Origin of the sequence: Bradyrhizobium septentrionale (genome assembly GCF_011516645.4) — a bacterium.
In the GTDB taxonomy this organism is placed as follows: Bacteria; Pseudomonadota; Alphaproteobacteria; order Rhizobiales; family Xanthobacteraceae; genus Bradyrhizobium; species Bradyrhizobium septentrionale.
On the sequence record NZ_CP088285.1, the window covers coordinates 5,422,899 to 5,448,380 of the forward strand.

At 61.2% G+C, this 25,482-nt stretch carries 19 protein-coding genes and 5 pseudogenes; 17 read left to right on the top strand and 7 right to left on the bottom strand.

Going from position 1 to position 25,482, the window contains the following annotated elements; all coding sequences use genetic code 11:
- Positions 1-369 precede the first annotated feature (369 nt).
- A pseudogene (locus HAP48_RS27660) lies at positions 370-1,924 on the bottom strand (ISL3 family transposase).
- Between the two features lie 45 nt (positions 1,925-1,969).
- Positions 1,970-2,212: pseudogene (locus HAP48_RS27665) on the bottom strand (IS256 family transposase); the annotation flags it as partial.
- Positions 2,213-2,479: 267 nt separating this feature from the next.
- Here HAP48_RS27665 and HAP48_RS27670 point away from each other — a divergent pair.
- On the top strand, positions 2,480-3,697 hold the full coding sequence (locus tag HAP48_RS27670; protein WP_224497085.1) for an IS110 family RNA-guided transposase: 1,218 nt from the start codon (positions 2,480-2,482) through the stop codon (positions 3,695-3,697).
- A 273-nt stretch (positions 3,698-3,970) separates the two neighbouring features.
- Here the strand turns inward: HAP48_RS27670 and HAP48_RS27675 are convergent.
- Positions 3,971-5,068: pseudogene (locus HAP48_RS27675) on the bottom strand (IS256 family transposase); the annotation flags it as partial.
- Between the two features lie 240 nt (positions 5,069-5,308).
- On the opposite strand from HAP48_RS27675, the pseudogene HAP48_RS27680 reads away from it, so the two are divergent.
- From HAP48_RS27680 to HAP48_RS27695, 4 genes and pseudogenes are all read left to right on the top strand, one after another.
- A pseudogene (locus HAP48_RS27680) lies at positions 5,309-5,557 on the top strand (IS110 family transposase); the annotation flags it as partial.
- Positions 5,558-6,033: 476 nt separating this feature from the next.
- Positions 6,034-7,365, top strand: a complete 1,332-nt coding sequence (ltrA, locus tag HAP48_RS27685) for a group II intron reverse transcriptase/maturase (protein WP_224496640.1) — start codon at positions 6,034-6,036, stop codon at positions 7,363-7,365.
- An 86-nt stretch (positions 7,366-7,451) separates the two neighbouring features.
- Positions 7,452-8,258: pseudogene (locus HAP48_RS27690) on the top strand (IS110 family RNA-guided transposase); the annotation flags it as partial.
- Positions 8,259-8,664: 406 nt separating this feature from the next.
- Complete coding sequence (locus HAP48_RS27695; protein WP_166208598.1) at positions 8,665-9,693, top strand: IS110 family RNA-guided transposase; 1,029 nt, start codon at positions 8,665-8,667, stop codon at positions 9,691-9,693.
- 590 nt (positions 9,694-10,283) lie between these two features.
- Here HAP48_RS27695 and fixJ read toward each other — a convergent pair.
- Together fixJ and HAP48_RS27705 are read right to left on the bottom strand one after the other, a co-directional pair.
- The gene (gene fixJ / locus HAP48_RS27700; protein ID WP_029081506.1) at positions 10,284-10,892 is read right to left on the bottom strand and encodes a response regulator FixJ; all 609 of its coding nucleotides are present in this window, start codon (positions 10,890-10,892) and stop codon (positions 10,284-10,286) included.
- Positions 10,889-12,319 (bottom strand): PAS domain S-box protein, encoded by a 1,431-nt coding sequence (locus tag HAP48_RS27705; RefSeq protein WP_029081505.1) that lies wholly within the window; start codon positions 12,317-12,319, stop codon positions 10,889-10,891. Before HAP48_RS27705 ends, fixJ begins: the two co-directional genes overlap by 4 nt.
- 960 nt (positions 12,320-13,279) lie before the next feature.
- Here HAP48_RS27705 and HAP48_RS27710 point away from each other — a divergent pair.
- From HAP48_RS27710 to ccoS, 11 genes are all read left to right on the top strand, one after another.
- The gene (locus HAP48_RS27710) at positions 13,280-14,029 is read left to right on the top strand and encodes a CBS domain-containing protein (protein ID WP_029081504.1); all 750 of its coding nucleotides are present in this window, start codon (positions 13,280-13,282) and stop codon (positions 14,027-14,029) included.
- 127 nt (positions 14,030-14,156) lie between these two features.
- Positions 14,157-14,678 (top strand): hypothetical protein, encoded by a 522-nt coding sequence (locus tag HAP48_RS27715; RefSeq protein ID WP_224496641.1) that lies wholly within the window; start codon positions 14,157-14,159, stop codon positions 14,676-14,678.
- Positions 14,679-14,792: 114 nt separating this feature from the next.
- The gene (locus HAP48_RS27720; RefSeq protein ID WP_156928632.1) at positions 14,793-15,290 is read left to right on the top strand and encodes a hypothetical protein; all 498 of its coding nucleotides are present in this window, start codon (positions 14,793-14,795) and stop codon (positions 15,288-15,290) included.
- A gap of 26 nt (positions 15,291-15,316) precedes the next feature.
- Positions 15,317-16,939, top strand: a complete 1,623-nt coding sequence (gene ccoN, locus HAP48_RS27725) for a cytochrome-c oxidase, cbb3-type subunit I (protein ID WP_420869911.1) — start codon at positions 15,317-15,319, stop codon at positions 16,937-16,939.
- Positions 16,940-16,947: 8 nt separating this feature from the next.
- Complete coding sequence (gene ccoO, locus HAP48_RS27730; protein WP_029081500.1) at positions 16,948-17,682, top strand: cytochrome-c oxidase, cbb3-type subunit II; 735 nt, start codon at positions 16,948-16,950, stop codon at positions 17,680-17,682.
- 10 nt (positions 17,683-17,692) lie between these two features.
- Complete coding sequence (locus HAP48_RS27735) at positions 17,693-17,857, top strand: cbb3-type cytochrome c oxidase subunit 3 (RefSeq protein ID WP_029081499.1); 165 nt, start codon at positions 17,693-17,695, stop codon at positions 17,855-17,857.
- 6 nt (positions 17,858-17,863) lie between these two features.
- Complete coding sequence (gene ccoP, locus HAP48_RS27740; protein WP_029081498.1) at positions 17,864-18,736, top strand: cytochrome-c oxidase, cbb3-type subunit III; 873 nt, start codon at positions 17,864-17,866, stop codon at positions 18,734-18,736.
- A gap of 94 nt (positions 18,737-18,830) precedes the next feature.
- On the top strand, positions 18,831-20,288 hold the full coding sequence (ccoG, locus tag HAP48_RS27745) for a cytochrome c oxidase accessory protein CcoG (protein ID WP_166215942.1): 1,458 nt from the start codon (positions 18,831-18,833) through the stop codon (positions 20,286-20,288).
- Positions 20,289-20,304: 16 nt separating this feature from the next.
- Positions 20,305-20,805, top strand: a complete 501-nt coding sequence (locus tag HAP48_RS27750; protein WP_029081496.1) for a FixH family protein — start codon at positions 20,305-20,307, stop codon at positions 20,803-20,805.
- An 11-nt stretch (positions 20,806-20,816) separates the two neighbouring features.
- Positions 20,817-23,003, top strand: coding sequence for a heavy metal translocating P-type ATPase (locus tag HAP48_RS27755; protein ID WP_029081495.1), 2,187 nt, complete (start codon positions 20,817-20,819; stop codon positions 23,001-23,003).
- Positions 23,003-23,170, top strand: a complete 168-nt coding sequence (gene ccoS / locus HAP48_RS27760; RefSeq protein WP_165128271.1) for a cbb3-type cytochrome oxidase assembly protein CcoS — start codon at positions 23,003-23,005, stop codon at positions 23,168-23,170. Before HAP48_RS27755 ends, ccoS begins: the two co-directional genes overlap by 1 nt.
- Before the next feature lie 159 nt (positions 23,171-23,329).
- On the opposite strand, the gene HAP48_RS50530 is transcribed toward ccoS, so the two are convergent.
- A complete protein-coding gene (locus HAP48_RS50530; RefSeq protein ID WP_210292683.1) occupies positions 23,330-23,818 on the bottom strand; it encodes a hypothetical protein in 489 nt (162 codons plus the stop codon).
- A gap of 1,033 nt (positions 23,819-24,851) precedes the next feature.
- Entirely contained in the window at positions 24,852-25,109 is a 258-nt protein-coding gene (locus HAP48_RS27770; RefSeq protein WP_210295711.1) for a hypothetical protein, read from the bottom strand.
- Between HAP48_RS27770 and HAP48_RS27775 the strand changes: the two genes are divergently transcribed.
- On the top strand, positions 24,996-25,232 hold the full coding sequence (locus HAP48_RS27775) for a BA14K family protein (protein ID WP_224496642.1): 237 nt from the start codon (positions 24,996-24,998) through the stop codon (positions 25,230-25,232). The two genes, HAP48_RS27770 and HAP48_RS27775, sit on opposite strands and share 114 nt — an antisense overlap.
- Positions 25,233-25,482: the final 250 nt, after the last annotated feature.

Sequence of the window (25,482 nt, forward strand, 5' to 3'; positions counted from 1 at the left end):
GCGTCGCCGACTTGTCGCTGGTTCGGTTGGGCTCGTTGCCCCTTCGTCCAGTGGTGGCCTGGGCCTGTCCCTTCCGGCAACCGACAGTGCTCGCACCGCGTGCTTGCGGTGCCAACCCGTCGTCGCTGTCAACTCGTCAAGGATCCGTCCCTTCTCAACTCGTCCAGCCGCACGGTAGCGCCTCGCCACCACGGCCAACACCTCGCGCCTTGCGCCCATGCTGATCCCGCTCGCCATTGGCGCCACCGACCTGATTCGGTAACGCCGCCCCAGTCATCAGCGGAATTGTTCGGTAACATTTTCGATGAGGCAATGCGCCCCTCATCGGCTTCCAATTTTGGCTCTGTCGCAGTTTTGGTGCAGCTGCGTTTATTCTGCGCCGATTAGTCTGGCTTGAAGCAGATCGATTTTGCCACGGCCGTACATTTGGCGTCTGACGAGCTTGAGGCGCGTAATCTGACCCTCAGTCTGTCCGTTCGACCAAGGCGAGGTGATCGCCGCCCGAACCGCCGCTTCATCGTTCGTTACGCCGCGGGCGAACGATGCGACAAGACTGGCGCGAGCGCGCTCGATCCATTGTGACAACTCGCCGGCGGCTCGGCGCCGAATCATCAAGTGGAATTCGGCGATGATTTCGCGTGCCTCGACCAGGGGTGGCACGCCAGCTTCTACCGCCGCGACCGTCACCGTCTCTGCCTTCGATAGCGTATCCCGTCCGACGGTCATGAGGCGAGCGATCGTTCTGGCCGATGGAATCCGATGAAGAGTTTCGACATCAGTCTTTTCGGCCCGCCGTCTACGAGTCGTCCATTCGCCGACAACACGAAGGGAGCCTCGGAAACCGCGCGCCCGTAAGCGGCGCCAAAGTTCAGCGCCGTTTCGGCAACCGGCTGCCCATTGATCGTCGAGCCATGGCAGGTGCTGATCGAGAGAACTCTCCCGGGTCCGGAAGACATCATGGCGTTCGCCGCGGATAACCTGTCGCACCAGCCCCCTGCGTGGCCCGTCTGGCGCACGATCTGCTTGATCGACATCCCACCTTTCGACAGGCTCAAGATGGTCGCGTTGGCCTCCTCGCGCCGGAGATAGCCCTCATATTGGAGACGCTCCGCAGCTGTTAGCAGCTCGGGATCGATCGTCGTTGCTCCGATTGCGCTGCGGATCTGGCGCATCGATTTTCGGACGGCATCGAGGAAGGCCCGACTGGCGTTCTCCATCAGATGCCAACGATCTGCGACCTGTACCGCGTGCGGCAGGGCTTTTGCCGCGGCTTCGCCATATGCTCCACCGCGGTCACGGGCGACGATCGCGATCGTGGGATGAGCAGCGAGCCAGGCCTGGGCGGTCGCGGGCTCACGGTCCGGCAGCAGGGTGACCACCCGGCGCCTTTCCAGGTTGCAGATGATGCTGGCGTATCGGTGATTGCGCCGCCATGCCCAATCATCAATGCCGATAACCCTGAGCGGGTCAGCTGGTGGACGGCTACGGCGTCGAACCACGCGAAGGAGCGTATCCTTGCTCACCGGCAGCATCAGCCGTTTTGCGAAGCCTGCCGCCGGTCGTCCGCCAGCGCCAGACCGAGGTGATGGACTATGGAGTCCAGCCTCGCTGTGCGCCGGGCTGATGGAGCCAGCACCCCTTCGGCGAAGCGCTCAGTAAAGATTTGGCGCCCGCACAGAACGGCGTCGCAGCGGAAGCGGCGGGCGACCACCAGGAGCTGTACGATCCGCCCCGAAAGCGGGAGGTCAGTTACGCGTCGCCGATACCGGCTATGGACACGTCGGGAAACTGTTCCGCACAAGGGACACAGACCGACGCTTCCGGACGCCCGGATCTCAATAATGGCCTTATCACCTTCGTAGTACGCACTCTCTACAACAAACCCACGCGGCACCAGACTGGAGCGGTGGAGTGCTTGCTGCATGGCGTTGAGCGAGCTATCGCCAAATTTTGGTGACGGCGCGGCCGGTCAGGCGGCGGCGGTTATGGGCTGACGGTCAGTCGGTTTGGCGATGACCTCGATCCCATCGTTGAATGTCACACCGAGAACGAGTTTTGGCAACTGGTTGTGGCCATCGAGACGACGCCAGCTTTTCTGCGCGGCCTCAAGCAGTTTGAAGACCATCGCGAGCGCCGTTCTGTTGGACAGGCAGCCCTTCGATCGGATCGTGCGGTGGCGCACGGTAGCGAAGGTGCTTTCAATGGGATTGGTAACCGGTATGAGATTTCTCGGTGCCGATGTTCCGCTGCGATATTCAAGATCGTAGCGTATGGTGCGACCATCGGGACAGAGGCACCGGGAGCACGAAGGTGCGGGCAGGCCGATGCATACGATGAGCCGCGAGCTCGAGTTAGTAGCTGGCCGCCTCTGCGACTCGCCCGGTTGCGCTGAGAGCGCGAATCCGTAGTTGTCGTGTCGCCCGTAGCTCCCGTCATGTATTCTGATTGGCAGGAGGTGCGAATGCGACGGGTGATTGGCATCGACGTCCACCGAACTTTCGGGGAGGTGGTGGTTTGGGAGGACGGCAGGCTCAGACATGCGGGCCGCATTGATATGACGCGGACTGCGTTGGAGGGATTTGGCAAGACCCTGCTGGCCAGTGATGAGGTGGTGGTCGAAGCGACCGCCAACAGCATGGCGGTGTCGCGGGTTCTGGCGCCGTTCGTGGCACGGGTGATTATCGCCAATCCGCTGCAGGTGAAGGCGATCGCCCAGGCTCACGTCAAGACCGACAAGATCGATGCCGGCACGCTCGCCAGTCTGCAGGCGGCCGGGTACCTGCCGCAGATCTGGACGCCTGACGCGGAGACCGAACGCAAGCGTCGGCTGGTGGCGCGGCGCTACCAGCTCGTGCGGCATCGCACGCGGCTCAAGAACGAGGTGCATTCGATCCTGCACGCGCACCTGATCCCGAAGTGCCCGCATGCCGATCTTTTCAACGGCCGCGGCCGGGCGTGGTTGGCCGCTCAACCGTTGCCAGACGATGAGCGCGCGGCGATCGATCGGCACGTCCGCGAGCTTGACCGGCTGGCGGAAGATCTGGCCCTGCTCGACCGCGAGATCGCGCAGGACGCCATCGACGATTCCGCGGTCAACAGATTGATGACGATCACCGGCGTCAACTTGGCGGTCGCCGCCGGCATCGTGGCGGCGATCGGCGACATCAGCCGGTTCAACAGCCCGCAGAAGCTGGTGAGCTATTTCGGGCTGAACCCGCGGGTGCGGCAGTCCGGACTGGGCGCCGCCCATCACGGCCGCATCAGCAAGATCGGCCGCAGTCACGCGCGCGCCATGCTGGTCGAGGCGGCCTGGGCAGCGGCCAAGGCGCCCGGTCCACTGCATGCGTTTTTCCTGCGCATCCGCGCCCGGCGCGGCCATCAGATCGCCGCGGTGGCCGTGGCCCGGAAGCTCACCGTGCTTTGCTGGCATTTGTTGACGAAGGGCGAGGATTACCTGTGGGCGCGCCCGGCACTGGTCGCCATCAAGACCCGCGCGATGCAGCTTCAAGCCGGACATCCGCAACAGAAAGGCAGCCGGCGTGGGCCAGCGTATGCCTACAACATCAAGGCATTGCGCGACCGCGAGATGTTGATTGCCGCCCAGGCAGAGCAAAGCTACGAGCGCTTGGTGACGCAATGGAAACCACGGCGGCCAAAAACCGGCGCGCGGGCGCCTCAGCTCGGCAGGACAAAATAGGGCAGCCCGGTGACGCTTGCAGCCGATGCGCCACGCTTCGCCACGAGGTCGCCCGCGCCCACCAAGGATAATCCCGCCTGACGGCAAGGGCCAGCCAGGAATGCAGTCCCGTTCCACGCCAGCATGCCGCCGTGCTCGGGCCGGTCAAGGCCAAGCCTTGCGGTGGCCGCAAACGCGGCCAGCCTTGACCGCCCCTGCGCGCGGCGGCTGCGAGATCGGTGGCCGGGACGGAAGAATGGCCCGCGGCGCAGCCGAACAAAAGAATGGACGTACGCGATTTCTGCAATCGTCATCTCGGTCATGAAAAAATCGCTTGTCCATCTCATCCGTGGTCCGCAGGTGTTTCCAGTGTTCGGCCGGGAAGTCGTAGAACGCCAGTAGCGTGTCCCGATCCTTGCTCAGGCAGTCGGCCGCCTTCTCGTATTTGGGCGTGTAGCTCTCGATGAAGGCGTCGAACGCCAGCTCGGCGGCGGCCTTGGTTTCGGCCATCCAGATCTCCTGCAACGCGCGTTTGGCTTTAGGCTGCTGGCTCTTCGGCAACTTGGCGATCACGTTGGCGGTCTTGTGTACCCAGCAGCGCTGCTCGCGCGTTTTCGGCCAGACCTCGCCGGCGGCCTTCCAGAACCCGAGCGCGCCGTCGGCGATGGTGAGCCGCGGTGGCACGCCGAGCCCGCGCCGCTTCAGGTCGAGCAGCAGATCGCGCCAGTCCTGCGCGCTCTCGCGGGCGCCATCGGTGAAGCCGACCAGTTCCTTGCGGCCTTCCGGCGTCGCGCCGATCAGCACCAGGATGCACTGCTTTTCGTCTTCGAGGCGTGCTTGGAGATGGATGCCATCGGCCCAGATGTAGACGTAGCGCTTCGCCGACAGATCGCGCCTCTGCCACGCGGTGTGTTCGTCAAGCCAACCGTCCTTCAGACGGCCGATGGCGGATGCCGACAACCCGGCAGCATCCTTGCCGAGCAGCGCCGCCAGAGCCTCGGAGAAGTCGCCGGTGGAGATACCCTTCAGGTAAAGGATCGGCAGCAGCGTCTCGATCGATTTCGAGCGGCGCATGTAGGGCGGCAGGATCGACGGAGAGAACCGGATGCGGTCGGGATCGGTAGCCTCCGCCTCGCGATCGCGTACACGCGGCTGGCGGACGCCGACCGGACCGATACCGGTCATAACCTCGCGTTCCGGCAGGTGACCGTGGCGCACGACGCGCTGGTGGCCGTCCGCAGTCTTCAAATCGGCATGCTTGCCGAGAAAGTCCGCGACCTCGGCCTCGACCGCCTGGGCCAACAGAGCACGCGCCCCATTGCGCAAGATTTCGGTGAGTTGATCGTCGACGTTTCCTGGCTGAATCAACTTGATGATGTTATCTTTGGCCACGGCATATCGCTCCTTCGGTGGAGAAGTGGAGGCGTCAAGCACCCCCACGATATGCCGCCTTCCCGATTCCCGCCGTCACCAACTTTCAGCGATAGCTCGGCGTTGATTCTCCTCCAATCAAAGCGCCACGCATCCCCCAAACTGCATCAAAAGTGATGGTGTGGAACGGCCCTTCGAACCGGCATCAAAAGTGCCTAACGTGGTCGCTTCGAGAGGCGCCACAAGGGAAGGACCGTTCCAATGGAGAAGATTATCACAGTAGGTTTGGATTTGGCTAAGTCGATCTTCCAAGTGCACGGGATCGGCAACGACGGGAGAGTATTGGTTCGCCGCATGTTGCGACGATCGCAGGTGCTGCCATTCTTTCGAGCGCTCTCCTCTTGCCTGGTCGGCATGGAGGCTTGTGCGAGTGCACATCATTGGGCGCGCGAAATCGCGGCCCTGGGGCATTCGGTCCGCATGATGCCACCGGCCTATGTGAAGCCTTATGGTGCGCCCCGACGGCGCGCATTACCAGTGGAGGAAGGATCCACCCAGAGAATTGTCGATTGATCTGGTAGCTGACGAGCGGTTTGGACGAGCAATCGGACGGATCGAAGCCTCGTGACAAAGGTCGCTTTTGGCGGCCGAGCAATCCAGCGGGCCGTAACGTGAGTGAAGCCTGAGCACGCCTCGAAAGTTACGATGTGAATGCCGACCCGATCGTATGGCGGGGAAGGCCGCGCTGACAGGGAAGCAATCGACGCATGCACCTGTCCGGTTCACCGGGGTAATGGGCACGGCACGCCGGAAAGGTAGTGCGGGTAATCGGGGGAGACCCGTCTTGGTCGAAGGTCGCGCCTTCAGCATCGAGTAGTCGATGGACCGGACGGGAGTCGGACAGGGTCGTAGTACTGATGAAACCGGGTAATTCCGGCGGAGGAAAGGACCCTGACTTCAGGTGCGCTTTTGAAGATGGCGAGGGAATGGGTCGATTGGCGATGAGCCTACAAACGCCCGATAAGATCAGGAGCCTTCAGAGAAAGCTTTATTGCAAGGCGAAGGCGGAGCCTGCCTTCCGTTTCTATGTGCTGTACGACAAGATCTGCCGCGAGGACATTCTGAGCCATGCCTACAAGCTGGCCCGCGCCAACGCGGGTGCGCCAGGAGTGGACGGAACAACTTTCGAGCAAATCGACGCGTCGGGACTCGAAGCATGGTTGGCCGGCCTGCGCGATGAACTCGTCACGAAGACTTACCGGCCCGATCCGGTGCGGCGGGTGATGATCCCGAAGCCCGGCGGCGGCGAACGTCCACTCGGTATCCCAACAATCCGGGACCGGGTCGTCCAAGCTGCCGCAAAGATCGTGCTGGAACCGATCTTCGAGGCGGATTTTGAGGACGGTGCTTATGGATATCGCCCGCGTCGTAACGCGGTCGATGCAGTCAAGGAAGTGCACCGGCTTGTGTGCCGGGGCTACACGGACGTTGTTGACGCCGATCTGTCGAAATACTTCGACACGATCCCGCATTCGGACCTCCTCAAATCGGTGGCCCGACGCATCGTTGACCGGAATGTGCTGCGGCTGATTAAGTTATGGCTGCGAGTACCGGTCGAGGAGCGGGATAGCGACGGGAAACGGTGCATGAGCGGCGGTAAGAGCAACAAGCGTGGCACGCCACAGGGCGGTGTCATCAGTCCGCTGCTCTCCGTCATCTACATGAACCGGTTCCTGAAGCATTGGCGTCTCAGCGGTCGGCGTGAAGCATTCCATGCCCAGGTTATCTCCTATGCCGACGACTTCGTCATTCTCAGCCGCGGCCACGCGGAGGAAGCATTGACGTGGACGAAAGCGGTGATGACCAAGCTTGGGTTGACGCTCAACGAGACTAAAACCTCGGTGAAGAATGCCCGATTGGAAAGCTTTGACTTCCTTGGGTACACGCTCGGACCCCGCCGCTTCCGCAATGGGGGACGGTGGTATCTTGGCGCGGCTCCGTCCAAGAAAAGCGTGCTGCGGATCAAGAGGAAGGTCAGCGTACTGCTGACGCCGGGCAACAAGGGCGCTTGGCCCGAAGTACAAGCACGACTGAACCGCCTTCTGCGCGGCTGGTCCGCTTACTTCAGCTATGGCTCTCTTGCTACGGCTCATCAGGCCGTTGATCGACACGTCTTCGACCGCGTGCTCGCCTTTCTGCGCAGACGACATAAGACGCCAGGACGTGGCGTCAGACGGTTCTCTGATCGGATCCATGGGAACCCTGGCGTACTTGTGCTGAACCGCGTGCGCAAAGTGTCGCCGACGTGCGCCTTGTGACAAAACCTGTCGGAAAGCCGGATGCGGGAAAACTGCACGTCCGGTTTGATGAGCGGGGAGAGGAAACGGAACGCGCAACAAGCGCATCACCGCGCCTCTCCTCGACTCTACTCAAACGAAATAAGACCGACATGGCTGATGCAGAAGCCATTTGTGAGGCTGTCACCCGTCCGACGATGCGGTTCGTACCGATGAAGACTGCCGAACAACAAGCCGCCGGTATGATTCTGCGGGCGCGAGAGCTGCTGATCAGACAGCGGAGCCAGACTGCCAATGCTCTGCGCGCTCACATGGCCGAGTTGGGTATTATTGCGGGGACGGGCATGGCAAGCATCGCGAAACTTCTGGGATTGCTCCGGGAGGGGGAAGACGACAGGATCCCCGCCACCGCCCGCTTTGCCCTGATCCATTTCGCTGAACAGATTGAGCTACTTACAAACCGCATAGAGAAGCTCGATAGAGAGATTTTGGTTGCCGTCAGAAAGGATCCCGATGCGAGGCGTCTGATGAGCATTCCCGGTGTTGGTCCTCTCATCGCCGCTACCGTTCGGACATCGGTCTTGGATGCTCGTGGCTTTGCCACTGCACGAGATTTTGCGGCTTGGATGGGTCTGACGCCGAGGGCACAATCGAGCGGTGGGAAAGAAAGGCTCGGCGCGATATCGAAGCGGGGAAATCGGCAACTACGGACGCTCTTAATCGTCGGTGCAACTTCTATCATCAAGCTTGCCAAACGAGGCTTGAAAGTCCCGCTCTGGGTTCGGACCATGCTGCAACGCCGGCCGGTCAAGGTCGTATCAGTGGCGTTAGCCAACAAGATTGCGCGCACCATCTGGGCGTTGCTAGTCAAGGGCGGCATCTATCAGGCACCGGCCGCAATGCTGAAATCTTAATCTTAAGAGCTCATCGGCGGAAAAGGAAAGCCGCCGAGGAGGCAGGGTGCAATCTGGATGAACACTGAATGACGACATTCCCGGTAGCAATCAGACCGCCTGACTCACTGCGCTTCGAGCGCGCAAAATTGATTGGGCGATTGCTTCCGCGGACATCATCGTGGCCAGCGGCCAGGTGCCGCGTTACAGGCCGAACATATGACCGCACCGCCATTCCTTGTTCAATCAGAGAAAGACCTTGCAGCCCGGGCCGTTCCACATATGAGTCAGAGCCAATTTTGGACGCCGATCCCCCGGCTTAGGGGGGCAATATTGCAGACGATGACGTAATTGCGGTCGGCGCCCGCGGCTCAAAAAGGTCCGCTATCTTCAAGCCTTCCCGCAATCTCACGAATCGGAGGGGGCCATGAAGCAATATGTTGGACTGGATGTCTCGCAAAAAGAAACTTCAGTATGTGTGGTCGACGAAGTGGGTCAGATCTTGTTCGAAGGAAAGGCAAAGTCCGACCCAGGGGCACTCGCGGCATTGCTTCGCAAGCGGGCGCCACAAGCGGAGCGCATCGGATTTGAGACTGGGGCGATGGCGAGCTGGCTATGGCACGAACTTCGTAGGATCGATTTCCCGGTGGTTTGCATCGACGCGCGGCATGCCCACGCGGCTTTGTCCGTACGCATGAACAAAAGCGATCAGAATGATGCTCGAGGTCTGGCCGAACTGGTTCGGGTTGGCTGGTATCGAGAAGTCAAAGTCAAGAGCGAGGAAAGTCAGAAGATCCGCGCGATACTCGTCGCGAGATCCCGGCTCGTCGCCATCCGTCGTGATATCGAGAACCAGGTCCGCAGTCTGATCAAAGAATACGGCTTGCTGTTCCCACGCGCGATCGGACTGCAGTTCCGCAATCAGGTCCGTGAGCTATTGCGCGAAGATCATCAGCTCCTCGGTGTGATCGCGCCGCTTCTGTCGATCCATGAGCAGATCTGTAAGCAACAAAGCAAGTTCGACAACGAGGTCCGCGAGTTGGCGAAGTCGGATGAGACGACGCTTCGTCTGATGACGGTTCCTGGTGTCGGCGTGGTGACGGCTTTGACGTTCCGCCATACGATCGATGACCCGTCCCGCTTCCGATCGGCATCGACTGTTGGCGCCTATCTGGGTCTTACACCTCGGCGCAACCAGTCTGGCGAAACGGACATCAATGGCAAGATATCTCGATGGGGCGACCGGCTCCTCCGAACCTACTTGTTCGAGGCCGCTACCGTACTTCTTTATCGGACAAAGAAGTGGTCTTCCCTCAAGGCCTGGGGCATGAAGCTCGCCAAGCGGATCGGCATGAGGAAGGCAAAGGTCGCCATCGCCCGAAAGATCGCAGTCATCCTTCACTGCATCTGGGTCGATGGCACATCCTTCGACTGGGGGCAGCCGCAGCCGGTCTGATATTTGCTCAAAAGTTCCTGGTCCGGTCTGCCGGACTGGCGATGTCCCGCTGGGACGGTGTTGAGGCGACCTCGTTCATTCGGCTGGTGGCGGCTCGATCGTACTCCGCTGCAAACGTTGAGGCGTCCGACCCGGACATCATCATGAGGCGCTACGCGACCTCGGAAAGGACCATGACCCCAGCGAAGACATCAACCAGTCAGGGCGATCCAATGCCTGGCCGGCAAAGTACGTATCAGCCGCGCTCGCGCCGTCTCCGCAACCCTGACCTCCGACGGCGCGAGCACTACCACCGTGCGATGGGCGAATTCAGAAATGTAAAGCTTGACAACAATCCGCAATTAAAGGGCCGAATGACAATCGGGACAGGCGTGACGTGGACGATCTCCAGGCTCAGCTCTGGGAACGAGCACGAAGCATCATCATGGTTGCCGCAGAGATCGTACTGTCTGTTGGGCTGATAACTCTGCTGCTTGCCCGGGCGGCCCATGGCTCGAAGTTGCTTGCCCATCTTCTGCCTCACCGCGTGAGCTTGGCACGTCTTTATCTCCGTGGACAAACAACCTTGAACGATCGCTTTCTTGGGACGTCTAGAGCCCAGCGGCGATCGCTATCCGCATCAGTTCCGACATGCTGCGCACATTGGTCTTGGCCATCAGGTTAGCCCGGTAAACCTCGACTGTTCGCGGGCTGATGCCAAGGTCGTGGGCGATCACCTTGTTGATCTTGCCCGCCACGAGCCCCCGCAGGACGTCGCGCTCGCGCGGCGAGAGGTCCACCAGGCGAGCTTCGGCGTCGCGCTTGACCGTTCCGTCGGCCGGAGCTGCCGACTGTGCTCGCAGGGCTTCGCCGATCGCACGCAACAGAGCTTCGTCCACAAACGGCTTCTCGATGAAGTCAACTGCGCCGGCCTTCATCGCCTCGACGGCGAGTGCGACGTCACCATGGCCGGTCATCAGAATGACGGGGCATGCCGCTGCGTCAGCCTTGAGTTTGCGGACGAGCTCGAGGCCGCTCATGCCGGGCATGCGTATGTCGGATACGATGCAGTCGACCGTGCTATTGGCGAAATGATCGAGAAATTCGGTTGCCGTCTCATAGGTTGTGACGGCAAAGCCGTTGACATCGAGCAGGAAGGCCAGTGAGTCCCGCATCGCCGGATCGTCGTCGATGACAAGAATTGTACGCCGCGTCGTCATGCTTCTTCTCCGTCCTCCGCGAACGGGAGGATGAACTGAAAAACCGTGCCGCCTCCAGAGTTTGGCATCACATCCATGCGCCCACCATGGGATTCGATGATGGTCCGGCAGATCGAGAGGCCGACGCCCATGCCATGCTCCTTTGTCGTGATAAAGGGCTGAAACAGGCGGTCGGCGATGTCAGGGCTGATGCCTGGACCGGTATCGGCGATGGTGAACGTCGCAACACCGTTAGTCTTGGTGACGCCGACGGTCAATTCGCGGCGCTGGCTGGAGGCCATCGCCTCGATCGCATTACGAACCAGGTTGAGCACGACCTGTTGAATCTGGATCTTGTCGACGATGATCGAGGGCATGTCCCGGTCGCTGCGGATCGCCACCCGGACGCCCTGCTCCTTGGCGCCGAGCAGCGCGAGCGCGACGGCCTCTTCGAGCAGGGTGGCGGGGCTCTCCAGGGAGTGTTGCGTTTCGCCCTTGGCAACAAATTCACGCAGGCGCTTGATGATGTCGCCGGCCCGCAACGCTTGTTGCGCGGCCCGCTCGAGTGCGTCGCGAATTCGCGTAGTGTCCGGTGCCTCCGACGCCAGCAGCGCTCTTGCGCCGCGCATGTAGTTTGTGATGGCTGATAGTGGCTGATTGATTTCATGAGCGATCGAGGACGCCATTTCGCCCATTGCGGTCAACCGAGACACGTGTACCAGCTCGGACTGCAGCTCCTGAAGCCGTCGCTCCTGAGCGCGACGCTCGGTGAGATCCCGGATAAAGCCCGTAAAGAAGCGCTCGCCGCGGACCTTGGCCTCGCCGACGGCAAGCTCCATCGGAAAGGTTGAACCGTCACTCCGCTCTCCGACCACGATCCGGCCGATCCCGATGATACGCCGTTCGCCGGTCGTAAGGTAACGGTCGAGGTACCAATCGTGCTCGCCGCGATACGGCTGGGGCATCAGGCTCGAAACGTTCTTTCCGACGACCTCGTCGGTTTTTCGGGCAAACAGGCGCTCGGCGGCCGCGCTGAAGGAGCGAATGATGCCATGATCATCGATCACGATCATGGCGTCAGGGACCGTGTCCAGGATGGATTGCAGATGGGCTTGGCGATTTCGCGCCTGATCGCTTTCCCTAAGTAGCCGGTCGCCCATGAAGCCAAGGATGGGGCCGAGGACCGCAAAACATGCAAGATCGATCAGATTCGCAGGTTCGGTGACCAGACTTTTGCCGAGGAATTTAGCGCTGACGGCGAGGCAGAGTAGGGTAGTGAGAATCGCCGGACCACGGCCGCCGGCGAAGGCGGCGAACAGCACCGCCGGAACGTATATGATCGTGAAGGTCCGGTCTTCGAAATAGTTATCGAGTCCCGCGCGCACCGCGAAAACGAGCGCGGTCGCTGCCGCGGCAGTGCCATAGCGGTACCAGATGCGGTCGGACATATTCCCCCAGGCAATGCCCTCAGACCGTGAGATATTACACCGTTCGGACGCCTGAAGCCACTGGCTGCTCTATCCAGGGCAGGGCTCGCGACCTGGCAGGTTTCTGAGTTGCCTCGTCGGCACCGCCCGTCTGCCGAGCAAATAAGTTCAGCTCGATGGTGCCCAACGAACGCGCGGTCTCGATCGCGTACGTCGCGTCTTCTGCGCTTCGCGCAGCTCTGGATGGCGTCGGCAATGGAACGGGAATCGCTAAGATCTGTCATGTTCAACATCCTTCGTTGAGGGAAGTTGCTATTTCCCCATGTCGGCGCGGGCGTGTTGATATGTGTCGACCGGACCGCTACTGGCCTCCTCCGGAGCACGATCTGCTCAAGCCGGCCTGGGACCGATGACTTTCCCTGTCCTCAGGTTGAAGAAATGGATGCCGTCGCACGCGGCGCAGGAGATTGAGTGCAGATCGTCAGCCGCTGGCTCGGACGTGTCGTCGGGAAGCAGGCCTTGAACCCGATCGCCGGTAGTTGGACACGAAAAGATAATGGGGCGCCAAGCCCTTCTGTCTGCCATTTGCACGATCCTGACGGACGGACAATCTGAAGCGGCGGCACTCGCTCCGCATTGATGAAGGTCAAATTTCGGACAGGCGGGTTAGGACAGGTGAGAGCGCTCTAGAACGGCCGCCGGGACGAAGCGTTTGGAGCGTCTTTGACCTGGCCAGCTGCTCTTGCGGGGGGGGGGCGCCTTGCCTGGAAGGTCATCCGGGCAAAAGTCACGATAATGATCGCGAGTACTCCGATTGAAGCAAGCAGGTTCTGCAGCATGATCTTCTTCTCCTGACAACGTGACATGTATGTCCGATCAAGTCGCTACGCCTTGATCCCCGTCAAACGAGGCCGTTGAGGGAGATCAACACAGACAAGCCGATTTGATGCGAACGTGTCTGGCGAGAAAGGGAAACTGGCAATGCGCGCACATCAGATCATGGCAAGACATGTCATCACCGTCGGAACCGAGACGTCCATTATGGACGCCGCCAAACTGATGATGGATCACCATGTCAGCGGCCTCCCGGTGGTCGATGCGGCCGGACGATTGGTTGGCATCCTGTCGGAAGGTGACTTTCTGCGGCGGAGCGAGATCGGGACGCAACGCCGGCGCGCCCGCTGGCTTCAGTTCCTTCTCGGCTCCGGCCATGCGGCCACGGACTTTGCCCATGAACGCGGGCGTAAGGTCGGAGAGATCATGTCCTATGATCCGGTCACCGTCACGGAAGAAACGCCTCTGCCGGATTTAGTCGAGCTCATGGAGAAGAAGGGAGTCAAGCGGCTGCCGGTGATGCGCGACGGGCGTCTCGTCGGTATCGTCACACGCGCCGATCTGCTACGGGCAGTTGCGTCTATCGCTCACCAGATTCCGGACCCCACGGCGGATGACAAGCATATCCACGACCGCATCGTGCGGGCGCTCGTCGCCGCAAACTGGTGTCCGCTTGGTCTGCAGGTTTCGGTGCGCAATGGCGTGGTGCACCTCCGAGGGATCATCATGGACGAGCAGGCGAGGCAAGCGGCTATCGTTGCCGTGGAAAATACCTCCGGCGTCAGGGAATTGCACGATCATCTGTGCTATGTCGACACCTATTCCGGCTTCTACATCCAATCCGCGGAAGACGAACGAGCGGCTGCCGCCAAAATTGCGCAGGAGACGGCAGGGTGATCGCTCGCCTCGCAATCCTGCTGATCCCGTTGATCGTGACCGCTGTGGTCAGCGCAGATGTCCTGGGATTCGCGGCAACGCTGCTTACGATCTGCGCGATCGTTGGCTTCGCGATCGCCGCCTCCGGATGGACCGTCAGCAGCAAGACGACGTCAATACCGGCAGTCCGGCCGTCATCCTCAGACTGGAAATCTCACCACGAATAGTACCTCGTCCGATCGCAGTTGCGGATCATGCGAGCCGCACGTCGCGAAAAGCGTGCCGCTCGTGGTCCTCGTGGTCGCTCAAAGCTCTGCTCGGTTTCTATATCCTCCGCAATACGACGGCTGCACCTCAGAGCATTCAATTGCGACAGATCAATACGGGCCTCTTGCATCAATGGCAACGTGGACATCAAGGAATCAACCCACGTGAGGGTGCTGTGCCATCATTTGACGTTCGTTTCATCAAGACCGTTTGCGACGACACCGGCCATGAACATCGCGCCTGTCAGGCCGCATTCAAGGTCGATGCCGCTTCGCTGTCCGTGGCCGCACAGCTCGCGGAAGCCGACTTCTGCAGACAGAAGGGCATTCGCGATTGGACGATCTTTGCCGATTCGATGGAGCTTCGAATGCCGTCGTCTTTGCCGTCCGCATGGGGTAGCTAGTGGCCTTGAGTGGCGATCACATTTGATCGCCGCGACATTGCGCATTTGACGAAGATCAAATCGGCAATCGCGACCGTCCGCTAGAGGTTACGGAAAGCAAAAGGGGTGTGGGCGATGACCGATCGATCAGCTGGCAATAACTCGCCGCAATTCGAGAACCTTCTCGCCCGCCTCCGAGCATTTCTTGCTCGCCGGCACGAATTCGATCTGATGACTCCTCGGGAGGTCGATGAGATCGCCCACGAGCTCAATCTTTCCACATCGGACCTTCGAACGCTGGCTCGCGGCCGGGGTTCGCCTGAATTGCTGAGTAAGCGTCTCAAACATGCAGGTTTGTCGGCAGAGGCGCTCGCTACGTCTCACAGTGATGTGCTGCGTGATCTGCGGCGGGTGTGTGGCCTGTGCCAAGAGAAGAAGCGCTGCACTACCGACCTCGCGCGGGATAAGCGAGCCAGTCCGGCCAGGTACTGTCCGAACGAATTGACACTCACCGCGCTGAGCCGCGGTGCCAGGGGCGCGCGACCTGGCGCAGGAATTGATGCCGATCAAGCGGCTGTCAGCGAGATCGTGGTTTCCATGACGTCATCGCATCCAGGGAAAGCTTCCACATGACAAGTCCATCCTCCGTTTCAAAGTCGATGACGATGGGCGAAGCCGGCCTGGCGTCCGCGCTCGCGGTATTTGCCTTCGTTTGCTTTCTCGGCGCAGCGATGGGGCACGATCCGGCATTCAGTTTTCACGCGGCGCTTGCTTGCGCGGCCAGCCTGATCTCCGTGGTCGTGATCGGCAATCGCTATCTGGACCGCCCGGCTGCATTGCCTCCGGCGGAGATCGGTGGGCGCCCCAATTACAATCTCGGCCCGATCAAGTTCGCTTCGGCGATGGCAATGTTCTGGGGTATTGCGGGCTTCACCGTGGGTCTGATCATCGCCATGCAGCTGGCCTGGCCCGCGCTCAACTTCGATCTGCCCTGGACGACATTCGGCCGTCTGCGGCCGCTGCATACGTCTGCGGTAATTTTTGCATTCGGCGGCAATGTCCTGATCGCGACCTCGTTCTATGTCGTGCAGAAGACCTGCCGCACGCGCCTTGCGGGCGACCTCGCGCCCTGGTTCGTCGTGGTCGGCTACAACTTCTTCATTCTGATCGCCGGCACCGGCTATCTGTTGGGCGTCACCCAGTCGAAGGAATACGCCGAACCGGAGTGGTATGCCGACTTCTGGCTGACGATTGTCTGGGGGACGTATCTGCTCGTGTTCCTGATGACGCTGGTGAAGCGCAAGGAGCCGCACATCTTCGTCGCCAACTGGTTCTATCTGGCGTTCATCGTCACGATCGCGGTGCTCCATCTCGGCAATAACGCCGCGCTTCCGGTCTCCTTCCTCGGCTCGAAGTCCTACGTTGCCTGGGGCGGTGTGCAGGATGCCATGTTCCAGTGGTGGTATGGCCACAACGCTGTCGGCTTCTTCCTGACTGCCGGCTTCCTAGCGATCATGTACTACTTCATTCCGAAGCGGGCGGAGCGTCCGGTCTATTCTTACCGGCTTTCGATCATCCATTTCTGGGCGCTGATCTTCCTCTACATCTGGGCTGGCCCGCATCACTTGCACTACACGGCGCTGCCGGACTGGGCGCAAACCCTTGGTATGACATTCTCGATCATGCTCTGGATGCCTTCCTGGGGAGGCATGATCAACGGCCTGATGACGCTGTCGGGAGCCTGGGACAAGCTGCGCACCGATCCCGTGCTGCGCATGATGGTGGTGTCGGTCGCCTTCTACGGCATGTCGACCTTCGAAGGCCCGATGATGTCGATCAAGGTGGTCAATTCGCTGAGCCACTACACTGACTGGACCATCGGTCACGTGCATTCCGGAGCGCTGGGATGGGTCGGCTTCGTCTCCTTCGGCGCGCTTTACTGCCTCGTCCCGTGGCTCTGGAATCGCCAGCTCTATAGCCTGAAGCTCGTCAACTGGCACTTCTGGATATCGACTATCGGCATTGTGCTCTACATTTCCGCAATGTGGGTGTCGGGGATCCTGCAAGGCTTGATGTGGCGTGCCTACACTTCGCTCGGCTTCTTCGAATACTCCTTCATCGAGTCGGTCGAGGCCATGCATCCCTTCTACATCATCCGCGCGGCTGGCGGCGCGCTGTTTCTGGTCGGCGCCCTGATCATGGCCTTCAATCTCTGGATGACGGTCAATGCTGGCCGAGCCAGCGAAACCGAGGGCGCCGGTGCTCTCCAGCCTGCCGAATAGGTTGAGATATGTCTCTCTGGAATCGACACAAGATCGTTGAGAAGAACTCGATCATCCTGATCGCCGGCATTCTCGTGGTCATTGCCATCGGCGGACTGGTCGAGATCACGCCGCTGTTCTACCTGAAGAGCACGATCGAGGCGGTCGACGGCGTGCGGCCTTATACGCCGCTCGAGCTCGCCGGCCGCAACATCTATGTCCGCGAGGGCTGTTACCTCTGCCACTCGCAGATGATCCGGCCGCTGCGCGACGAGGTTGAGCGCTACGGCCACTATTCGCTGGCCGCCGAGAGCATGTATGACCACCCGTTCCAGTGGGGTTCCAAGCGCACCGGACCGGACCTAGCGCGCGTCGGCGGCAAGTACTCCGACGACTGGCACGTCACGCACCTGATCAATCCACGCTCAATCGTCCCGCAATCGGTGATGCCCGGATACCCGGCGCTCGCCAGGACGGAGCTCGATCCGTCCGACGCCATGGCTCATCTGCGGACCAACCGCGCGGTCGGCGTGCCCTATACCGACGAGCAGATCGCCAACGCGGCCGCCGATCTGAAAGCACAGGTCGACCCCGACAGCCCCGGCTCCGACGCGCTCCAGAAGCGCTATCCGAAGGCGGTGGTCCGTAACTTCGACAGCAAGGCCGGTAATCCGACCGAGCTCGACGCGCTGATCGCCTACCTGCAGATGCTCGGCACGCTCGTCGACTTCAAGCTCTACAACGAAAAAGCCAATCTGCGCTGAGGGCACGAGCATGAAAGCGATCATTCAAGTCGAGAATTTCGCGTCGAGCCTGGTCGGCTCACTCTGGACGCCCATCTTCGTCGGAATATTCGTTGCCATCGTGGTCTACGCGCTGTGGCCCCGCAACAAATCTCTCTTCGATGCTGCAGCCCGAATGCCGCTGCGGGAGGACTGACCGATCATGAGCGACCACAACGAAATCGACCGCGTTTCCGGCCGCAGCACGACTGGTCACGAGTGGGACGGCATCAAGGAGCTGAATACGCCGCTGCCGCGGTGGTGGGTCCTGACATTCTACGCAACGATTATCTGGGCGATCGGTTACTGGGTCGTCTACCCGGCCTGGCCGCTGGTCTCCGGCTACACCACCGGTCTGTTCCAGTATTCCACCCGCGCCGGTGTCGCGACCGACCTTGCGGATATCGAGAAGCTGCGCGGCGAGAAGATGGCGGTGCTCGGCAACGCGTTGCTTTCCGACATCGAGAAAGATCCGGCCCTGCTGGCGCTAGCTCGTGCTCGTGGCAAGACCGTATTCGCCGACAATTGCGCGCCGTGCCACGGCAGCGGCGGCGCGGGTGCAAAGGGCTATCCGAACCTGAACGACGACGACTGGCTGTGGGGCGGTTCGCTTGACCAGATCATGCAGACAATCCAGTTCGGTGCACGTTCCGGACACGCAAAGACTCACGAAGGGCAGATGCTGGCATTCGGCCGCGACGGCGTCCTCAAGAAGGACGAGATCGTGACCGTCGCCAACTATGTGCGCTCGCTTTCCGGCCTTTCCACCGCGCCGAGGTTCGACGCCGTCGCAGGGAAGAAGCTGTTCACCGAAAACTGCGCCAGCTGCCATGGCGACAACGCCAAGGGCAACCCTGAGCTCGGCGCGCCGAACCTGACCGACCAGATCTGGCTTTATGGCTCCGACGAGGAGACGCTGGTCGAGACCATCACCAATGGCCGCGCCGGCGTCATGCCGGCCTGGGTCGGCCGCCTCGACCCGGTCACAGTCAAGGCGTTGGCGGTCTATGTGCACTCGCTCGGCGGCGGCAAGTAGCCGCCACCGCGAGGGGACCGGGATCATTGACCGAGGTCAAACCCGGACATGTTGCGGGGATGTAGGTTTCAACCGAGCCTCACTTGAGCAACCCATGAACAAGCCCGTGTCGCCTGATGAACTCATAACCGACGAAGACGGGCCGCTCTACGCGCCCCGCAAGAAGGTATATCCGCAGAGCGTCTCAGGCCGATTCCGCTCGATCAAATGGCGGTTGATGGCCGTCTGTCTCGGCGTCTACTATCTGCTGCCGTTCGTGCGCTGGCATCGGGGCCTCGGCGCGCCCGACCAGGCGGTCCTGATCGATTTTCCAAACCGACGCTTCTATTTCTTCTTCATCGAGCTGTGGCCGCAAGAAATCTACTATTTCACTGGCCTTTTGGTGCTGGCGGCGCTCGCCTTGTTCCTGATGAACGCGCTGGGTGGGCGGATCTGGTGCGGCTATCTCTGCCCGCAGACGGTCTGGACGGATCTGTTCTGTGCGGTCGAGCGGCTAGTCGAAGGTGATCGCCGCGCGCAAATGAAGGCCGACGCTGGCCCAATGACCGTAAAGCGAGCCGGTCGCCGTGCGTTGAAGCACGCGATCTGGCTCATGATCGCGTGGTGGACTGGTGGCGCCTGGGTGCTCTACTTCGCCGATGCGCCGACGCTGGTGCGCGACCTTGCGACTTTTCAGGCCCCAGTGATCGCCTATGTCTGGATCGCGATGCTGACCGCGTCGACCTATCTGCTGGCCGGCTATATGCGCGAGCAGGTCTGCGTCTATATGTGCCCGTGGCCGCGGATACAGGCCGCGCTGACCGACGAGTGGGCCCTCATCGTCACATACAAATACGATCGCGGCGAACCGCGTTGCTCGGTCAAGAAGGCGTTCGACATTCGGTCGCTCGGCGAGAAGGCCGGCGATTGCATCGATTGCAACCAGTGCGTTGCCGTGTGCCCGACTGGGATCGACATTCGCGATGGCGCGCAGCTTGGCTGCATCCAGTGCGGCCTGTGCATTGATGCCTGTGATGCTGTCATGACCAAGATCAGTCGCAAGACGGGTCTGATCGGATACGACAACGATATCAACGTTCAGCGCCGCGTTGCCGGCAAGCAGGAGATTTTCAAGCCTGTTCGCGCCCGTACCGTTGTCTACGCCAGCCTGATCACCGTCGTCTGTGCTGTGATGCTTTACGCGTTGATGTCGCGAACCCTGCTCGACATCAACGTGCTGCACGACCGCAATCCGATTGCGGTGCGTCTTAGTGACGGCGCGATCCGCAATGGATACACACTGCGTTTCCTCAACAAGCGCGGCTTTGATCGCGTGATCGCGATCGATGTCGAAGGGCCAGCCAACGCGAAGCTGCACGTCATCGGTGCGGACTCCGTGACGCCAGACCGGCCGATGATCGTCCTTGGCCGCGACACCACCACCGAGCTTCGCGTGCTGGTGACGGCGGCGTTCGATGAAAAGGCGGAAAAGTCGGTGCCGGTCACGTTCCGCGTCACTGATATCGGTCTCGGAGAGGTCGCCTCCGCGACCGACCACTTCGTCCTTCCCTAACCACGGACATCCCGCCATGCCAGCCTCTCGTCCAGCCGCGCGACCCGTCACCGGACGTTTCGTCTTGGTCACGACGATCGCATTCTTCGCCGTCGTCATCAGCGTGAATATGGTCATGATGCGCCTTGCCATTTCGACTCTTCCGGGCACAGAGGTCGACAGCGCCTACAGTGCCAGTCTCGCTTATCAACGCGAGATCGATTCGGCCAGGCAGCAGAACGAGCGCGACTGGCGGGTCCAGGCCCATATCGATCGGCGGCCTGACGGCAGCGCTGCAATTGCACTCGAGGCGCGCGACCACGCCGGCGCGCCGCTCACGGGGATGAGTTTCCTCGCCCGGCTCGAACGGCCGATCGATCGTCGCGCCGACCGGGCAATCGAGATTGGCGAGGCCGGGGGTGGGAGCTATAGCGGCCGCGCCGAAGGCGTCGCGGCAGGGCAGTGGGACCTCGTAATCGAGGCCGACGCCGATGGCCGGCGCATGTTCCTGTCGAAGAACCGAATCCTGCTGAACTGAAGGTGCATCCTATGCAGGCGGATATCGATTTCTCTCACTATCTGAAGAGCGCGGGCACCGGGCTCATCCATCTCGATCTCGCAGTCGAGGGCATCAATTGCGCGGGCTGCATGGCCAAGATCGAGCGCAATCTGTCAGCCATACCGGACGTCACCTCGGCCCGCGTGAACTTGACGGACAGTCGCCTTGCGCTGGAATGGAAGGCGGGTGCTCTTGAACCGGCGCTGTTCGTAAGTCGGCTCGCGGAGCTCGGCTACAAGGCCTATCCCTTCGAGCGCGATGATGCCGAAACCCTGGAGGCTCGACGTGCGCAAGGCCTGTTGCGCCGGCTGGGCGTCGCGGCCTTTGCCGCCATGAACGTCATGATGCTGTCGGTCCCGGTATGGTCCGGCAACGTCTCCGACATGCTGCCGGAGCAGCGTGATTTCTTCCACTGGCTGTCGGCGCTGATCGTGCTGCCGGCCGCAGCCTATTCGGCGCAGCCTTTCTTCTCGTCGGCGTTGTCAGCCCTGCGAGCGCGCGGCGTCAACATGGACGTTCCGATCAGTATCGGCATCATCCTGGCGCTTGCAACCTCGGTTATCGAGACCGTAAACCACGCCGAACATGCCTATTTCGATGCCGCGATCATGCTGATCGCTTTCCTGCTCGCTGGCCGCTACCTCGACCAGAACATGCGGCGGCGTACCCGTGCCTTTGCCGGCAACCTGTACGCCCTCAAGGCGGAGACCGCGACGAAGTTCATCAGTCCGACCGAGATCAGAACGGTCCCGGTAGCTGCGATCCGGCCCGGCGACATCGTGCTGCTGCGGCCCGGCGAGCGCTGTTCGGTCGATGGCGAAGTGATCGAGGGCCGCTCGGAGGTCGACCAGAGCCTGATCACGGGCGAAACCTTGCCGGCGATGGTGACGCCTGGCAGCGCTATATTCGCGGGCACACTGATCCGTTCCGGAACATTGCGCGTCCGTGTGTCGGCCGCCTCGGGTGGTACGCTGCTGGATGAGATATCTCAGCTGCTCGATCGCGCGCTCCAGGCGCGCTCGCGCTATCTTCGACTTGCGGAGCGTGCATCAAGGCTCTATGCCCCGGTGGTGCACGCGACCGCGTTGACCACGATGCTGGGCTGGCTGGCATATGGCGCGAGCTTTCATGATTCGATCGTGACAGCGATTGCAGTCCTGATCATCACCTGTCCCTGCGCATTGGGGCTTGCCATTCCTGCCGTGCAGACGATTGCATCCGGTGCGCTGTTTGGCTCTGGCGTGCTGCTCAACGCTGGCGACGCGATCGAGCGTATCGCCGAGATCGACCGGGTGATCTTCGACAAGACGGGCACGTTGACGCTACCCGAGCTTGATGTCGTCAATCTCGCGGAAATCCCGGACGATGTCGTGAAGCTGGCAGGCCGTTTGGCACTCTCGAGCCGTCATCCGGTCGCTGCCGCGGTCGCGCGCAAGGCGGGTGCGGCCGCACCCCTGCCGGACATCCAGGAAGAACCAGGCCAGGGCGTCCACGGTTTTCACGAAGGTCGTCCGATCCGGCTGGGCCGGCCGTCATTCTGCGGCGCGAACGACCTCGCCAACGAGCTTCTGTGCCGCGATCCCGAGGCGTCCGTCGTCGCATTCAGGTCTGGCGAGTGCAGATATGCCTTCGCGGTTCGGCAGCGGTTGCGGCCGGACGCGGCTGAGGTGGTGGCAGCGCTGGCGCGCCTGGGCATCGTCGTCGAGATCGTGTCTGGGGATCGCGAACCTGCGGTCCGGCTGGCAGCCGAGGTGCTCGGCGTGCACGAATGGCGCGCCGAGGTGTCTCCGGTCGACAAGATCGACCGGATCGACGAACTGGTGCGCCAGGGCTGCAAGGTACTGATGGTCGGCGACGGCCTGAACGATGCGCCAGCGCTGGCTGCCGCGCACGCCTCGATGTCGCCCGTTACGGCGACCCACATGAGCCAGGCTGTCGCCGATGCGGTCTTTCTCGGCGAACGTCTCGCGCCAGTGCTGACAGCTGTCAAGGTGTCCCGCAAGGCGCTGCGGTTGATGCGCCAAAATCTCTGGCTCGCCGTGATCTACAACGTGCTGGCCGTGCCGATCGCGATCGTCGGTCTGGTCACGCCACTGATTGCCGCGGCGGCGATGTCGGGCTCCTCGGTGATCGTGATGCTGAACGCGCTGAGGGCACGAACGACGGAGACGGTCTGATGGAAATTCTGGTCTTTCTGGTGCCGCTGGCTCTCGCACTTGGCTTTGCCGGCCTGCTCGGCTTCCTCTGGTCACTCAAAAGCGGCCAGTACGACGATCTCGACGGTGCAGCCTGGCGCGCCATCGCCGACGATGAGCCCGCGAACGGTCAAGGCCGATCCAAATAATGAAAAATATACAAATGAACCCCCCGCGGCGATGGTCATTGCCGTTGAGGCTAGGTAGCGCCAGCACCAATGTCCAGTCCGGCCGCCGCGATTGCGGCACCCGAGACCGCAGGAGCAGGACCGAGACCAGCCGGTTGATAGCACCAAACCGCGCCATCGTCAGCAGCAGCACATCGGTGGCACGTCGGGCCGCAAATAGCGCCAATGTGTCGGCAACGCCGTGACGGGTTGCATCGTGATGGCGTCGAGCCATCCGTGGGCGAGCCTGACGCAGGGGAAGCCTAGCGGATGTTGCTGGTCATCGATCACGGCGAACTCGACCGCGCAGCCGAACGGCGCTGACGCGATGGGTGAACCGGCGAAACCATGAGGTGAATGCTCGGCGCATGCGATGCGGATCGTTCGGTTAGCGATGGCCTGATCGTCCCACATTGTGAAATCGGCACATTGATGTCGCTCAAACTTGCGGCCGCCATCGCATACCATTGGCTGGTAGCCGGGACCGTGGGTTCCACTTGCTGAACTGAACAGCAGCCTGTCCATCAGGTTGACTGACACTCTCTCCGCCATATCAACCTCATGCAACGAGTTTGGAATCTCCCGTCCAATCAATCGCGAAATAGCGGGTTTCGCGATGTAGCGGACCACTGACTCGAACCCCCGATGGCGCGCAGTGCGGTTGTCGCGGGATGGCCCGGTACGCTCTTCGCGAGACACCCATTCTGACGATGCCATCACCTAGCTCGGATGGTTACCCCCAGGTCGAGCTAAAGCGCCCCATGAGGGTAGCGCTCCTTGAGCGTGTGTGCGCCTCCGTCGACGCTGCGGTGGCCGATGCTCTGAAGAGGTCGAAAGCTCCATTCGTCGATTTGCGGCTCTGGCGGCTCGGCTCTTACAGAGTCAGGCTGCCCTTGATCCAAGAGGTTAGATTAGTGGAAAGATGGTCTCGCCATTTGGAAAGGTCAGCTAAGTTATTGAACTTGCTAGAGGTGAATTCGGCCGTTTTTCCAAACGGGCGTTGAAATCGTTGGACAATCAATCTCATTTTGATTCCGCAATTCTGAGTCTAGTCCGTCCCGCCTCGGCGAGTTCGGAAGTGCCGAGTTTGTTGCGAAAACACCAACGTTCGGGCCGAGCTTGGGGCCCGTTTGGAAAGGCGCTGTGGATCTGCTTCTGCCGCCCGGTGGGTGAGGTCACTCCGAACCCAGCAAGGCACTTGCCAGGCTTCCGAAGTCTCAATGTCGACGAGCTCCGTTCACTTTGCGATACGCCGCAACAAAATCGCAATGAATTGGGTGAAACGACCGTGAACAAAACGGGACGGAAGAGGCTGCCACAACAAGAAAAATCAACAACTTAGAAAAATGTTCACTGCGTTCGGGACGCAGGGGTCGCAGGTTCGAATCCTGCCACTCCGACCATTCTTCCAAGCACTTATAGTTTCTGTGTTTTTCGCGCGCAACGAAATGCGCAATGATTTGCGGCGCGGCAGCCATGTCCGCCGGTTTCCGGACCCAAGTCGTGGAGGTCGGCGAGTTGCCACTACGATTTTGCGCCGCTCGGAACCGGACACAGGGCGATTGGGGAGCGCGAGGGAAACGGCCCCTGGCGCGACGTTGCGCGGGACATCGCCAAGCACCACACGTCCTCCCTTGGACCTTGAGCTGATTTTCGGTCGGCATCAAAGCACGAATACCTCGCGGCGAGTAGTGCTCAACTTCAGGCGACTGTCCCCGCCCGGCGGGGAAGAATCCATTTTTGCAGCCGGCGCACCGCCACTGGAACTGCCCGGCGCAACCGAAGTCCTTCTAGCCGCAGAACCCTCGTGCTCGCCGGACTGTATCGCGGCGGACTGGTCGGTGGCCTCATCGGCGGCGTCATCGCGGCCGGTGCGGCCAACGCCACCGCGCAGCAGGAAGCTGCTGCCGCCCAGCAGCACGCGGCGTCTTGCGCTCAGCGCTATCGCTCGTACGATCCGGCGTCGAATAGGTTGCGGCAAAGGACGGCCGGCGATATCCCTGACAGTCGGTGTTCGAGATCTAGCCGCAACTGTATCTGCTGAAGGGGCTGCGGCGTTACAACCGCAGCCCTTTGGTTTGTTAGGTACGGAAAACGGTTTCTCCAAAATCGAATCCGCCAAAGAGTCCGACGTCGTCGCGGACGACGTGTACTTGATGTCTCCGACCGGTCCTTGCCATTGGCGTCAATCGTCCCCCGACAACTCGCGAAACCAACCAGACACGGACAGTCACGCCGAGTTCGCCTGCGGGGTCGCCCTAGATGTAAAGATCGTAATGAATCGAACCGCTCGC